The organism is Nocardioides cremeus (assembly GCF_030518195.1).
Lineage (GTDB): Bacteria > Actinomycetota > Actinomycetes > Propionibacteriales > Nocardioidaceae > Nocardioides > Nocardioides cremeus.
In genome coordinates this window covers 252,839-265,266 of sequence record NZ_JAULSC010000001.1, presented here as the reverse complement: position 1 = coordinate 265,266, position 12,428 = coordinate 252,839, and the positions used below count along the sequence as shown (strand labels likewise).

Here is a 12,428-nt window from a genome sequence, read left to right as displayed (position 1 = left end):
GTGCGTCGCTGCCGAGAGTCTGGCAAATTACCTGAGTCCGTTCAACTCAACTTTGCTCACTGGGCTCAATGCAATGGCGACCGCTTTCATTCCCGTGCTTGGCTGCGCACCATGAGCGACCTCCTGCTGCGACCGCTGGGCCCCGACGACGAGGCGCAGGCGCGCACCGCGCACGCCGAGCTGGCCGCCGACGGCTTCGGGTTCCTGATGCCGGAGCCCGCAGACCGGGACTGGGACGACTACGTCGCCCTCCTCGAGCAGCACCGGCGCGGCCAGGGCCTCGAGGACTGGATGGTGGCCGCCACCTTCCTGGTCGCCGAGGTCGACGGCGAGATCGTCGGGCGGGCCTCGGTGCGCCACGAGCTCAACGACTTCCTGGCCACCTGGGGCGGCCACGTCGGGTACGGCGTGCGCCCGGCCCACCGCCGGCGCGGCCACGCCACCGCGATCCTGCGCGGCTGCCTCGAGGTGTGCCGCGAGCACGGCATCGAGCAGGCGCTGGTCACCTGCGACGTCGACAACGTGGGCTCGGCGGCGGTGATCGAGGCCTGCGGCGGGGCGCCCGACGGGGTCGCGCCCGCCACGCAGTCGGTCGCTGCGAAGCAGCGCTACTGGGTGCCGACCGGGCTCTGAGCCCCTCGACCCGGGGGGCGACTCGTCAGAGGTGTCGCGCCAGCGGGGACTCGCGCGGCGCGCCGCCGGCCTCGACGTGGTCGGCCTGGCCCCGCAGCCGGGCGGTGAGCCGCTGCCGCTCGGGGGCCCACCGGTCGATCTCGTCGGCGAGGAGCCGGAGCAGGTCGGGGCCGGCGCTGCGCTCGCCCCCGACGTCGTCGGCGAGCAGCGTGACGCGCACCGTCCCGCGCTGGCCGCGGGCCCGCAGGGCCAGCTGGCCGGCCCGGTTGCGCTCGAGGTCCAGGGTGGTGGCCTCGGCCCAGGCCACGCTCCGGGCCGGCAGCAGTGCCACGCGGTGGTGCACGATGCCGTGGCTGGTGTCGAGCCACGTGCGGCGCCACACGACCGCGACCAGCGCGAGCGGCAGCAGCACCGCCAGGAGCACCGCCATCACCAGGTTGGTCCCCGTCTGGGTGGCGACACCCCAGCCCACGACGCCGACGGCGCCGAGCACGGTGGCCCCGGCCGACAGCCACATGGTGGGTCGGCGCGACAGCAGCCGGGGAACCTCGACCCGCCCGCCCTCAGCCACGCAGCACCTCCAGCTCGGCCCGCACACCGGCGAGCGTCTCGCTCAACCGGGCACGAGCGGTCTCCACGTCGAGGGGCTCGGCCAATCGCGGCGCGGCTGCCGCGTCCACCAGCCAGCAGCCGCCGGGTCCCGAGAAGATCGTCAGGGCGGGCGGATCGGTGTCGCCCACCCGGCGTACGACGACGTCGGTGCGCAGGAAGGCCGCGCCCAGCCGTTCGAGCACCTCGTCAGGCGGGGTCGGATCCTCGGTTTGGGCCGGGACCGGCACCGGCCCGCCCGTGGGGGCGGCCCCCGCGTCCGGGTGCACGGCGGCGCCCAGCACCGCACGAGCCAGCTCCTCGGCCTCGAGGAGCGCGAAGCGGTGCAGCCCGTCGCTGCTGACCTGCTCGAGCAGCACCACGTCCTTGACGACGTGGGCGTACCAGAAGTCCTGCCAGGCCGCGGCGCTGCGGGCCACCGCCACCACCATCTCCGCACCCTCGCGCAACGCGACCAGCGATCGCACGTCGTCGCGCACGGGCAGCTCGACCGACCCGTCACGGACCGCGGCGGCCCGGGCCACGGCCTCGGGCGTCGGCGGGTCCAGGACGCCCCGGGCCAGCAGGGACCGGTAGGCGGTGCGCCGGGCGGTCTCGCGCTGGGCCTCGTCGAGCTCGTCGAGGAACGGGGTCACCGGCATCGGTCCCGGTCGGGCCACCACCGAGAGCTCCTCGTCGGTGAGCACCTCCACGAAGACCGCGCCGTCGACGGACGGGAGGGGGGCGCTCATCCGAGCACCCCGAAGCTGAGCGTGGAGACGGTCGAGCGGCCCATGTCCTCCAGCGCACCACCCGCGTCGGCGAGCCGGTCGCCGGCCCAGTCGGTGGCCGAGTCGACCGCCGCGGTGGTGTCGTCCCAGCGGTCCCCGACCCAGCCGGCCGCCCTGCCACCGAACTCGGTGATGTCGTCCCAGTGGTCGTGGACGAGGCTGCCCGCGGTCCACAGCCCGTAGCCGAGCACGGCGACGCCGGCGATCCCGGCACCCACCGGCCCCAGCGCGACCAGGCCCAGCGAGGAGGCCACCAGCGTGCCGGCCCCCGCCACGCCGGCGACGCCGAAGCCACGCGTCGCCCACCCGCGCGCGCCGTCGTGACCGCCCCCGGTCACGACGTCGGCCAACCCGGTCACCACGGTGAGCGGCAGGAACGCCTTGCCCAGCACGCCCGCCGCCCGGGTGCCGACCAGGAAGCGCGCCAGACCGCCGTCCGCGGGTCCACGCCGGAAGACGTCGAGGGCGTCGTCGGCGGCCCCGAGGTTGCGCAGGAAGGTGCCGTAGTCGGTGATGGACGCCGACGAGGCCCGCAGGAACTGGCTCAGCGCCCTGGTCTTGCCGAAGAGCCTGGCGGCATTCTTGAGCGTCAGGGCCAGCGCCGCACCTCCGGCCCCGGCGGCCCCCAGCGCGCCCAGGAGGTCACGTGAGGCCAGGGCACGCTCGAGGTAGGCCTCCACAGCCGACTCTAGGGTCTGCGGGAGCTCCACGTCGGCCAGGCGCCGTGCGGTCGCCGCGTCGGCGGCGGCCACGGAGGCGAGGCCGGAGCTGATGCCGTCGGCGACCTGCTGGGCCCGTTCGTTGAGAGAGCGTTGTCGTGCGTCGCGCGACGCGAGGGCGACCGCGGCGTCGTCGGGGGCGGACATGACGGGCGGCAGCGTCGGGGCGGTGACGCGCCCGTCGTCGCCCACCACGAACCCCTCGCCACGGGCCGCGTCGATCTGCGTCATCAGGGTCGTGCGGGCTGCGCCGATCTCGCCGGCCCCGTCGCGCAGGACCCTCCGGGCGGTGTCCAGCGCATCCGCGAGGCGCACGCCGGTTCGCACCTCCTCGGCAGCTCGCTCGCCGGCGGCCTGCGCCCAGTGGCCCCCGGCGTCCTCGAGCATCCGCTCCAGCGAGCGGCGCAGCTGGTCGACCTGGTCGTCGACGACGCTCGAGGCCCTCCCCAGGTCGGCGGCGGAGGAGGACAGGGCCTCGGGTCGCCACGAGCGGACCAACGCGATGCTCAACCCGCTCATCGGGTCATGCCCCGCCCGAGCTGGGTGCTGACGCCGGCGTCGGCGGCGGAGACGGTGGCGGCAGTCTCCCGCGCGGCGGTGGCCAGGGAGCCGAGACTGTCGCCGTAGACCTGGAGGGCCGCGCCCAACCGGGTGGAGACCCACAGGCACGCCTGGGCGACCTGGGAGCCGGGGAGAGCCTCGCCCGCGGAGAACGGGGTCACCGCGTCGACGTCCAGGATCGCGGACGCGGCGGCGTCGACGCGGCCGGCGGCCGTGGCCACCGTGTCGGGACTCACCTCGAGCATGGGCCGATCCTGCCCGGCAGCGTGGGGACCAAACCCGCGGTCCCGCGCGGCGACCGGCCGAGCGGCCGCCCCTCAGACCAGGCCGGCGAGGCGCAGCGAGATGTCGACGATCGAGACCCGGTCGAGGCCACGCACCTCGTCGAGGGTGAACCAGCGCGCCTCGTCGGTGCTGCCGTCGCGCTCGGGGGTCAGCTCCCCACCGACGATCTCGGCGCGGAAGACGGTGCGCACGGCCTTGAGCGACCGGTTGCTGTCGTTGAGCCGGCGGTGCGGGGGCAGCACGTAGGTGTCGACGCCCAGCAGCGCACCGGCCACGACGTCGTACCCGGTCTCCTCGCGCACCTCGCGCACGACGGCCTGCTCGACGCCCTCGTCGAGCTCGACGCCACCACCGGGCATCGTCCACTGCCGGCGAGAGCCCTCGTTCCAGAGCGCGAGCAGCACGCGGCCCTGGTCGTCGGTGATGACGGCGTACGCCGCGAGCCGGGTGTCGTAGTCGGTGTAGTGCACGTGAGCATCCTCTCCCCACCCCCGTGGCAGGAATGACGCAGGGCGTCGTGGGCATTGTGGATCCCATGAGCGTTCCCACCATCACCCTGAACGACCAGACGCAGATCCCGCAGCTCGGCTTCGGCGTGTTCCAGGTGCCGCCCGAGCAGACGGCGGACACCGTGACCAAGGCCTTCGAGGTGGGCTACCGGCACATCGACACCGCGCAGATGTACGGCAACGAGCAGGAGGTCGGCGTCGCCATCGCGAACGCCGACATCCCCCGCGACGAGCTCTACGTGACGAGCAAGCTCAACAACGGCTTCCACCGCCCCGACGACGCGCGCCGCGCCTTCGACGACACGATGGACAAGCTCGGCCTCGACCAGATCGACCTGTTCCTCATCCACTGGCCGTTGCCGACGCTGTACGACGGCAACTTCGTCTCGACCTGGCAGACGCTGGCCGAGTTCGTAGCCGATGGGCGCGCCCGCTCGATCGGTGTCTCGAACTTCCAGCCCGCCCACCTCGAGCGGATCATCGCCGAGACCGGCGTCGTGCCGGCGGTCAACCAGATCGAGGTGCACCCCTACTTCACCAACGAGGAGGCCCGGGCCGCCTCGATCCGCCACGGCGTCGAGGTCGAGGCCTGGTCGCCCATCGCCCAGGGCGCGGTGCTCTCGGACGACACCATCGGCAAGATCGCGGCCGCGCACGGCAAGTCGATCTCGCAGGTGACGCTGCGCTGGCACGTCGAACGCGGCGACATCGTCTTCCCCAAGTCGATGAGCCAGGAGCGGATGCGCGAGAACTTCGACATCTTCGACTTCTCCCTCACCGCCGAGGAGGTCGAGACGATCGCCTCCCTCGACCGCGGCCCCGAGGGTCGTCGTGGCCCCGACCCCGACACGTTCGACTACGTGCCTGGCTGAATCGCGGCTCCACGCCCCGTTCGGTTTCCCCGGGTACCCGGGGAAGCTGAACGCGTTGGGCTGAAATTTCACCCCAACGCCTACGGGATCCCCGGGTACCCGGGGAAACCGTCAGCCCGTACGCCGCCCGGCCCGCCTCAGGTGAGCCGGGCGGCGACGTCGTCGGCCTCGGCGCGGGTCCAGTCGCCGCCGACCTGCAGGCTGGCCCCGACCCCGTCGGCGGCGCTGGGCAGGTCGACCACGATGCCGTCGACCACCACGGCGAAGCGGCCCTCGGAGCCGACCAGACCGCCCACCAGGTCGCCCAGCGCGTCGGCGGAGGCCCGGTCGAGATCGACCTGCACGGCGTACCCGCCGCCACGCACCGCGACGACCTCGGCCTGCTCCACACCGCCGTCGACCCCGGCCGGGCCGAGCAGGAAGCCCGCGCCGCGGGCGTCGCAGGCGAGCATCGCCTCGGCGGTGGGCGCGTTGGTCGTGGGGGGCTTGCGCAGGCAGTCCAGCGTCTCCAGGCGGCGCACCAGCCCCGGCTCGACGGCGGAGTCGTCGAGGTCGCGGCCCTGCACGGCCAGCACCGGCCGGGCCTGGAAGGCCGCCGGCCCGCCGGCCGCGCTCGGCGTCACGCCCTCCCCCGGGCTCGGCTGCGAGGGCGACGAACCGCCCTCGGCGCAGCCGCCGGCTCCCGCCGCGACCAGCAGCAGGCCCACGAGCCGAGTCGTCCGCATGCCTCCAGGTTACGGACCCTCCAGCGCCTGCGCCCACCGCGCGAGCAGACCTGCCAGTGTGTCGCGCTCCTGGCTCGTCAGGGCCGCCACGAGCCGGTGCTCGTTCGCCACGTGCTGCTCCAGCACGCGGTCGACCAGGTCGACGCCCGAGGGTGACAGGGCGACCACGCGGGCACGGGCGTCCTCGTCGGCGACGCGCCGGCGCACCAGCCCCGCCCGCTCCAGGCGGTCGACACGCTTGGTCACCGCACCGCTGGTGACCATGGTGCTCGAGGCCAGGGCGCCGGGGCCGAGCTCGTAGGGGCGGCCCGCACGCCGCAGCGCAGCCAGCACGTCGAAGTCGCCGTCGGAGAGGCCTGCAGCTGCGAAGACCGGGCGGAGCCGGGCGTGCAGCGCCTCGCCCACCCGGTGCACCCGACCGATCACGGCCATCGGCGAGACGTCGAGGTCGGGCCGCTCCCGGGCCCACTGCTCGAGGATCCGTCCGACGTGGTCCGGCTCGCGGTGCGGCTCTCGGTGCGGCTCGGGGTCATGCCTGTGCGTCGTCACCCGCCGGAATATATCTGAACAGGAAGATATTATATCTTCCGTGGAAACTAATTCGTCGAGAGCGCTGTTGGTGGCGGCGGTCGCACCCCTGGCGTGGGGCACCACCTACCTGACGACCGAGGCCCTCCTGCCCCCTGACCGTCCACTCTTCTCGGCCGCCCTGCGGGCCCTGCCGGCGGGACTGCTGCTGCTCGCGCTCCGCCGCGAGCTGCCGCCCCCGGGGTGGTGGGGCCGAGCCGCGGTCCTGGGCCTGTGCAACATCGGCCTGTTCTTCCCCCTGCTCTTCCTGGCCGCCTATCGCCTTCCCGGCGGTCTGGCGGCGACACTGCAGGCCTCCTCCCCGCTGGCCGTCATGGCGCTGGCCTGGCTGCTGCTGGGCGAGCGGGCCGGGCGGGTCGGCGTGGGCGCCGCCCTGCTCGGGCTGAGCGGCGTGGGGCTGCTGGTACTGCGCTCGCCCGAGGGTGTCGATCCCGTCGGGCTGCTCGGCGCCGCAGGCTCGGTGGCGGTCTCCGGCCTCGGCTTCGTCCTGGTCAAGCGGTGGACCCCGCCGGTGGGGATGCTGAGCCTGGTCAGCTGGCAGCTGGTCGTGGGCGGTGTCGTCCTGGTGCCGGTGGCGCTCGCGGTCGAGGGTGCCCCACCCGCGCTCGACGCGTCCGCGGTCGCCGGCTACGTGTGGCTGGGCGGCGTCGGCACCGTGCTCGCCTACGCCTGCTGGTTCCACGGGCTGACACGGATGCCCGCCGGCGCTGTGGCACTCGTCGGGCTGCTCAACCCGGTGGTGGGGACCGTCCTCGGCGTCCTGGTCGTCGGCGAGGTCTTCGGTTCCGCCCAGGCACTGGGCACGGCCCTGGCTCTCGGCGGTGTGGTCGCCGGCCAGCCGGTGGCCGCGAGCGCCGTACGACGGCTGCGAGCGCGGCGCGCCACGCCCGCGCCACGGGCGGTGGAGCTCAGCCCACCGTCACCTTGACCTCGTTGGAGGCGGTCTCGGAGTCGTTGTCGACGACCCGGAAGCGGTTGACGCCCTGGGCGCTGGTCTGCACGTAGGTCGCGAAGGTCTCGTTGCTGACCACCGCGGTGACCGGGAAGTCCTGCCAGCCGCCGCTGACGAACTTCTGCACCTGCAGCACCGAGCCCTCGCCGCCGGGGTAGACGCCGGTCAGGTCGATCTGACCCATCGGCGCGACCTGGGTCTGCCCGGCCGAGAGCGAGATCTGCTTCTCGGCCTTCTTCTTGGTCGGCTCCTGGGTGGGCTCCTGGCTGGCACTCTGCCCGGGGTCGGCGCCGAGCGTCAGCAGCGGGCCGGAGGGGCCGCCGGTCTCGGAGGGACGCGGCAGGTAGAGCGAGCCGGCGTCCGTGGCGGTGGTGGTCGCCGAGGAGCCGTCGACGCCGAGCACCCGGGTCACGGCCAGCGCGCCGCCGCCGAGCACCAGCCCGACCGCGAGGCCGACACCGACCAGGGCGAGCAGACCGGTCAGGACCGGGCGGTCGTCGTGCAGGGCCACAGGGGTCTCCGTCGTCTCGGCGTGCAGTGCTCCTCATTGTCGCGGAGAGGACGTCCGCGACCAAGCCACGCACCCCTGGCAGCGATCGGTCAGAGCCCGCGCTTCCAGGTGATCTGCTCGTGCAGGCGCCGGCTGCGCCAGCCCTCGGCCGTGCGCACCATCTCGTGGTGGTAGACACCACCGAGCTCGACGACCTTCTCGCCACCCGCCCCGTCGGCCATCGCCATCGGGTTGTGGAAGTACGCCGTGACGCTCGCGGTGTCCCCGTCGACCACGCTCTCGACCTGGCCCAGCATGTGCAGGCGCCGCAGGAAGAAGGCCGGCAGCACCTCGGCCAGCCACGGCTTCACCGCGGCGTACTCGCCGGCGATGCCGCCGGACTCGGTGTAGTCGATGGTCGCGTCGGGGGTGAAGACGGTGTCGAGCAGGTCCCACTCACCGGTGTCGATCGCACGCGTGTAGCGGGTCAGCACGTCTGCTGTCTCGAGCCGGTCGCTGATCTCTCGGAGGTCCACGCGCAGACTCTGGCACAAAACTGGAACACGTTCTAGTGTGACGGCATGCGTTTCACCTATGCCGAGGCGATGACCCGCCTGGAGCTCTACGCGCCGCTGGCCCAGGCTGCCGAGGCGGCCGGCTACACGTCGATGACGGTGGCCGACAGCCTGATCTACCCCGAGGTGTCGGACTCGACCTACCCCTACACCGACACCGGCGACCGGGAGTTCCTGGCCGGCAAGGACTTCGTGGAGACGATGGTGATGTGCGCGCACCTCTTCGCGCTCACCTCCACGCTGCGCCTGACGCCGTTCGTGCTCAAGCTGCCGGTGCGCCCGCCGGTGCTGGTGGCCAAGCAGGCCTCCAGCCTCGCGGCGCTGTCGGGCGACCGGCTGGGCCTGGGCGTGGGCCTCTCCCCCTGGCCCGAGGACTTCACCGCGATGGGAGTGCCCTGGGCGCGCCGCGGCAAGCGGATGGACGAGTGCCTCGACATCGTGCGCGGCCTGACCTCGGGGGAGTTCTTCTCCTACGAGGGCGAGTTCTTCTCGATCGAGTCGATGCAGCAGCGCCCGGCGCCCGGACGGCCCGTGCCGCTGCTGGTCGGCGGGCACGCCGACGCCGCGCTGCGTCGCGCGGTGCGCAAGGGCGACGGCTGGATGCACGCAGGCGGCGACGGCGAGGAGCTCGACCGGCTGCTGTCCCGCCTCGCCGAGATCCGCCGCGAGGAGGGCGACACCCGTGACGACTTCGAGGTGCACGTGATCTCCTACGACGCCTACGACCTCGACGGCATCAAACGCCTGGAGGACAAGGGCGTCACCGACTGCATCGTCGGCTTCCGGGTGCCCTACATCAAGGGGCCCGACACCGAGCCGCTCGAGACGAAGATCAAGCACCTCGAGCAGTACGCCGAGAACATCATCGGCAAGGTCGGCGCATGAGCACCCCGACGCAGGCCCAGTCCCAGGTCCAGGCCCCGTCGCAGGAACCCACCGAGGACCCCGGCTGGGACCTGACGGCACCCCTGCGCGAGGCGATCGCCGAGGGCGAGCACCTGGTCGCGACCGCCCCGTTCATCCGCACCGAGCAGGACCGGCTCGAGGGCTACGACTACCTCGCCGGGCGCATCCGGATGGCGATGCAGATAGCCTTCGACCGCGACCTCGACCGGCCGCTGTTCATCAACTCCACCCACCAGTTCTCCCGCCAGGGCCTCGACAACCCCGACGCCGTCTACTTCAGCGCCTACCTGCGCGAGGGCGTCGAGTACGTCGTGCGCGGGCGCCGGGGCAGCTCGGCCGACCTGTCGTTCCAGGTGATGGGCGGCGCCTACACCGCCGACTCGGCCGCCACGTCGCTGATGGCCTTCGACGACCGCGAGCTCGACGTGCGCCCCGACGGCACCTTCGAGTTCACCTACACCGCCGAGCCGGGCGCCAGGACGATGATCGTGCGCGAGGTCTTCGACGACTGGGACACCGAGGAGCGCGGCACGATCACCATCGAGCGCACCGACACCCTGGGGCGTCCCGCCCGCGAGCTGACCCGCGACCTGCTGGCCAGGAGGTACGACGTCGCGGCCCGCACCCTGACCGGATCGATCCGCACCTGGTTCGCGTTCCCGCACTTCTTCCAGTACGCCGAGCCGGTCAACACCCTGACCGCGCCGCAGCAGACCCCCGGGGGCCTGGCCTCGCAGCGCTCCTCGATCGGCCACTACGCGCTGGCCGAGGACGAGGCGATGATCGTGTCGGTGCCGCGCTGCGACGACTGCTCCTACCAGGCGATCCAGGTCGGCTCCGACTGGTACGCCTCCACCGACTACGAGACGCACCAGACCTCGCTGACCAGGGCGCAGGCGGTCACCGACCCCGACGGCGTCATGCGCTTCGTCATCAGCGAGCACCCGCCCAGCGGCCACGCGGAGGCGCCGTACCTGGCGAACTGGCTGGAGACCACCGGGCACCGCACCGGCTCGATGATGCTGCGCTGGCAGCGGCTCGAGCGCGACCTCGGCCCCGACGACGGGCCGAACGTGCAGGTCGTGCCGCTCGCCGAGGTGCCCGCGCACCTGCCCCACCTCGCCCCGCTCACCCACGAGCAGCACGCCGAGCGGATCACCGCCCGGCAGCGCTCGATAGCCCGGAGGATGATCAGTTGACCACCACCGCCGACCCCGCCAGCCCCGCCACGACCCCCGCGGCCGTCCCCGACCACGACGCCATCGACGCGGCGTACGCCCCGCTGCCGCTGCTGGCCGACAAGGTCGTGGTGCTCTCCGGCGTCGGCCCCGGGCTGGGCCGCGCGCTCGGCGAGGAGGCCGCCCGGATGGGCGCCGACCTGGTGCTGGTCTCGCGCACCGCCTCGCGCCTGGAGAAGATGGCCGACGTGGTGCGCTCGCACGGGCGCCGCGCGCTGGTGGTGCCCACCGACATCACCGACGAGTCGGCGCAGGGGGCGCTCGTCGAGCGCGCGCTGGCCGAGTTCGGGCGGGTCGACTGCCTCATCAACAACGCCTTCGCGATCCCGCCGATGGACCCGATCAGCACCATCGGCCTCGACGCGCTGCGCGCCGCCAACGAGACCAACGTCTTCGCGCCGCTGCGGCTCTCGGCGGCCTTCGCCGACGCGCTGGCCGCGGCGCCGGGCAAGCCGGGCGGGTCGATCATCATGCTCAACTCGTGCGTGCAGTACTCCTCGCAGCCGGAGTTCTCGGGCTACAAGCTCTCCAAGGGCGCGCTGGCCCACCTCGCCTCGTCGCTGGCCACCGAGCTCGGCCCGCGCGGCATCCGGGTCAACAGCGTCGCGCCGTCCTACATCTACGAGGACGTCAACAAGGCCTACTTCGACTGGATCGCCGCCGAGTCCGGGCGCAGCCACGGCGAGGTGTACGCCGAGAAGGCGGCGCCGACCGACCTGCAGCGCCTCGCCTCCCCCGCCGAGATCGCCCGGGCCACGCTGTTCCTGGCCACCGACCTCGCCTCCGCGGTCAGCGGCCAGACCCTCAACGTCGACTGCGGTGAGTTCCACTCGTGAGCGGCACCAACGTGATGGCCCGCGAGCGCGCCGACGTCGGCTCGTACGACGACATCGCGGCCGCCGCGGTGCGCAGCACCGGCCTCGACGACTTCGGCGGGGACGCCCACGAGGAGGGCCTGCGGGTCCTGGTCGAGGACCTGGCCAGCCCGGAGGCCGGGCTGACCGGGCGCGGCAACTACTTCCAGCGCTCCGAGGTCAAGAGCGCGCTGGTGGGGCGGCTGCTGACCCAGGCGCAGTTCAACGCGCTGCCCCAGCACGCCGACGTACCCGTCGAGCGGCCGGTCTTCGTGATGGGCCTGCCCCGCACCGGCACCACGGCGCTGCACCGGCTGCTGGTCTCCGACCCGGCCCACCAGGGCCTGGAGATGTGGCTGACCCAGTTCCCCCAGCCGCGGCCGCCGCGCGAGACGTGGGAGGCCGATCCGATCTTCGCCGCGATGCAGGAGGCGTTCAGCGCCCACCACATCGAGGATCCGGAGTACATGGGGATCCACTACATGGACGCCACCTCGGTCGAGGAGTGCTGGCGGCTGCTGCGCCAGACGGGCAAGTCGAACTCCTACGAGTCGTTGGCCAACCTGCCGCGCTACACCGACTGGCTGCGCGGTCAGGACTGGACCGACGCCTATGCGCGACACCGGCAGAACCTGCAGCTGATCGGGATGAACGACCCCGAGAAGCGCTGGGTGCTCAAGAACCCCTCGCACATGACGGCGCTCGACGCGCTGATGAGCGTCTACCCCGACGCGCTCGTGGTCTACACGCACCGCGACCCCGTCTCGTGCATCGCCTCGTCGTGCTCGCTGTCGGCGGCCACCACGGCCGGGCACTCGGAGACCTTCGTGGACGGCGTGATCGGCCACACCCAGCTCGACCTGTGGTCGCGGGCCTACCACGCCTTCCACGACGCCCGGCCCCGCTACGACCAGGCGCAGTTCGTCGACGTCGACTTCGCCGACCTGCAGGGCGACCCGGTCGGCACCGTCAAGGGCGTCTACGACGCCTTCGGCCTCGACCTCTCCCCCGAGGCGGAGGAGCAGGCGCGCCTCATCGACGCCGAGGCCCGCTCGGGCCACGCGCGCCCCAGCCACCAGTACTCCCTGAAGGACTACGGGCTCTCCGAGGCCCGGGTGCGCGAGGCCTTCGCCCGCTGACGG

General features: G+C 73.0%; 16 protein-coding genes. 7 read left to right on the top strand and 9 right to left on the bottom strand.

All coding sequences use genetic code 11. The annotated features are described in order from the left end of the window. The first annotated feature begins 111 nt into the window (after positions 1-111). The gene (locus tag QWJ41_RS01260; protein ID WP_302705320.1) at positions 112-633 is read left to right on the top strand and encodes a GNAT family N-acetyltransferase; all 522 of its coding nucleotides are present in this window, start codon (positions 112-114) and stop codon (positions 631-633) included. A gap of 25 nt (positions 634-658) precedes the next feature. Here the strand turns inward: QWJ41_RS01260 and QWJ41_RS01255 are convergent, their stop codons facing one another. The 5 genes from QWJ41_RS01255 to QWJ41_RS01235 form a co-directional block, all read right to left on the bottom strand. After that, entirely contained in the window at positions 659-1,204 is a 546-nt protein-coding gene (locus tag QWJ41_RS01255) for a hypothetical protein (RefSeq protein ID WP_302705319.1), read from the bottom strand. Beyond that, the gene (locus QWJ41_RS01250) at positions 1,197-1,973 is read right to left on the bottom strand and encodes a hypothetical protein (protein ID WP_302705318.1); all 777 of its coding nucleotides are present in this window, start codon (positions 1,971-1,973) and stop codon (positions 1,197-1,199) included. Before QWJ41_RS01250 ends, QWJ41_RS01255 begins: the two co-directional genes overlap by 8 nt. Further along, positions 1,970-3,250, bottom strand: coding sequence for a WXG100 family type VII secretion target (locus QWJ41_RS01245; RefSeq protein WP_302705317.1), 1,281 nt, complete (start codon positions 3,248-3,250; stop codon positions 1,970-1,972). Before QWJ41_RS01245 ends, QWJ41_RS01250 begins: the two co-directional genes overlap by 4 nt. Then, positions 3,247-3,537, bottom strand: coding sequence for a hypothetical protein (locus QWJ41_RS01240; RefSeq protein WP_302705315.1), 291 nt, complete (start codon positions 3,535-3,537; stop codon positions 3,247-3,249). Before QWJ41_RS01240 ends, QWJ41_RS01245 begins: the two co-directional genes overlap by 4 nt. Before the next feature lie 72 nt (positions 3,538-3,609). Continuing rightward, entirely contained in the window at positions 3,610-4,047 is a 438-nt protein-coding gene (locus tag QWJ41_RS01235) for an NUDIX hydrolase (RefSeq protein WP_302705314.1), read from the bottom strand. A gap of 65 nt (positions 4,048-4,112) precedes the next feature. Between QWJ41_RS01235 and QWJ41_RS01230 the strand changes: the two genes are divergently transcribed. Then, complete coding sequence (locus QWJ41_RS01230) at positions 4,113-4,958, top strand: aldo/keto reductase (protein WP_302705313.1); 846 nt, start codon at positions 4,113-4,115, stop codon at positions 4,956-4,958. Positions 4,959-5,095: 137 nt separating this feature from the next. Here the strand turns inward: QWJ41_RS01230 and QWJ41_RS01225 are convergent, their stop codons facing one another. Together QWJ41_RS01225 and QWJ41_RS01220 are read right to left on the bottom strand one after the other, a co-directional pair. Continuing rightward, positions 5,096-5,683 carry a SecDF P1 head subdomain-containing protein gene (locus QWJ41_RS01225; protein WP_302705312.1) on the bottom strand — a complete coding sequence of 196 codons (588 nt, stop codon included), beginning with the start codon at positions 5,681-5,683 and terminating at the stop codon, positions 5,096-5,098. Between the two features lie 9 nt (positions 5,684-5,692). Beyond that, positions 5,693-6,232, bottom strand: coding sequence for a MarR family winged helix-turn-helix transcriptional regulator (locus QWJ41_RS01220; RefSeq protein ID WP_302705311.1), 540 nt, complete (start codon positions 6,230-6,232; stop codon positions 5,693-5,695). A 70-nt stretch (positions 6,233-6,302) separates the two neighbouring features. Here QWJ41_RS01220 and QWJ41_RS01215 point away from each other — a divergent pair, with 70 nt between their 5' ends. Further along, the gene (locus QWJ41_RS01215) at positions 6,303-7,199 is read left to right on the top strand and encodes an EamA family transporter (protein WP_302705310.1); all 897 of its coding nucleotides are present in this window, start codon (positions 6,303-6,305) and stop codon (positions 7,197-7,199) included. Here QWJ41_RS01215 and QWJ41_RS01210 read toward each other — a convergent pair. Next, a complete protein-coding gene (locus QWJ41_RS01210) occupies positions 7,180-7,734 on the bottom strand; it encodes a hypothetical protein (RefSeq protein ID WP_302705309.1) in 555 nt (184 codons plus the stop codon). The genes QWJ41_RS01215 and QWJ41_RS01210 overlap by 20 nt on opposite strands. Before the next feature lie 89 nt (positions 7,735-7,823). Further along, positions 7,824-8,249, bottom strand: a complete 426-nt coding sequence (locus tag QWJ41_RS01205; RefSeq protein ID WP_302705308.1) for a nuclear transport factor 2 family protein — start codon at positions 8,247-8,249, stop codon at positions 7,824-7,826. Between the two features lie 45 nt (positions 8,250-8,294). Here QWJ41_RS01205 and QWJ41_RS01200 point away from each other — a divergent pair, with 45 nt between their 5' ends. Genes QWJ41_RS01200 through QWJ41_RS01185 form a run of 4 tightly spaced genes read left to right on the top strand, consistent with a single transcriptional unit; the run spans position 8,295 to position 12,425 of the window. Beyond that, a complete protein-coding gene (locus QWJ41_RS01200; protein ID WP_302705307.1) occupies positions 8,295-9,173 on the top strand; it encodes a TIGR03619 family F420-dependent LLM class oxidoreductase in 879 nt (292 codons plus the stop codon). Continuing rightward, positions 9,170-10,393 carry a hypothetical protein gene (locus QWJ41_RS01195; RefSeq protein ID WP_302705305.1) on the top strand — a complete coding sequence of 408 codons (1,224 nt, stop codon included), beginning with the start codon at positions 9,170-9,172 and terminating at the stop codon, positions 10,391-10,393. The genes QWJ41_RS01200 and QWJ41_RS01195 overlap by 4 nt, the downstream gene beginning before the upstream one ends. After that, positions 10,390-11,268, top strand: coding sequence for an SDR family oxidoreductase (locus QWJ41_RS01190; RefSeq protein WP_302705304.1), 879 nt, complete (start codon positions 10,390-10,392; stop codon positions 11,266-11,268). Before QWJ41_RS01195 ends, QWJ41_RS01190 begins: the two co-directional genes overlap by 4 nt. After that, entirely contained in the window at positions 11,265-12,425 is a 1,161-nt protein-coding gene (locus QWJ41_RS01185) for a sulfotransferase family protein (RefSeq protein ID WP_302705303.1), read from the top strand. The genes QWJ41_RS01190 and QWJ41_RS01185 overlap by 4 nt, the downstream gene beginning before the upstream one ends. Positions 12,426-12,428: the final 3 nt, after the last annotated feature.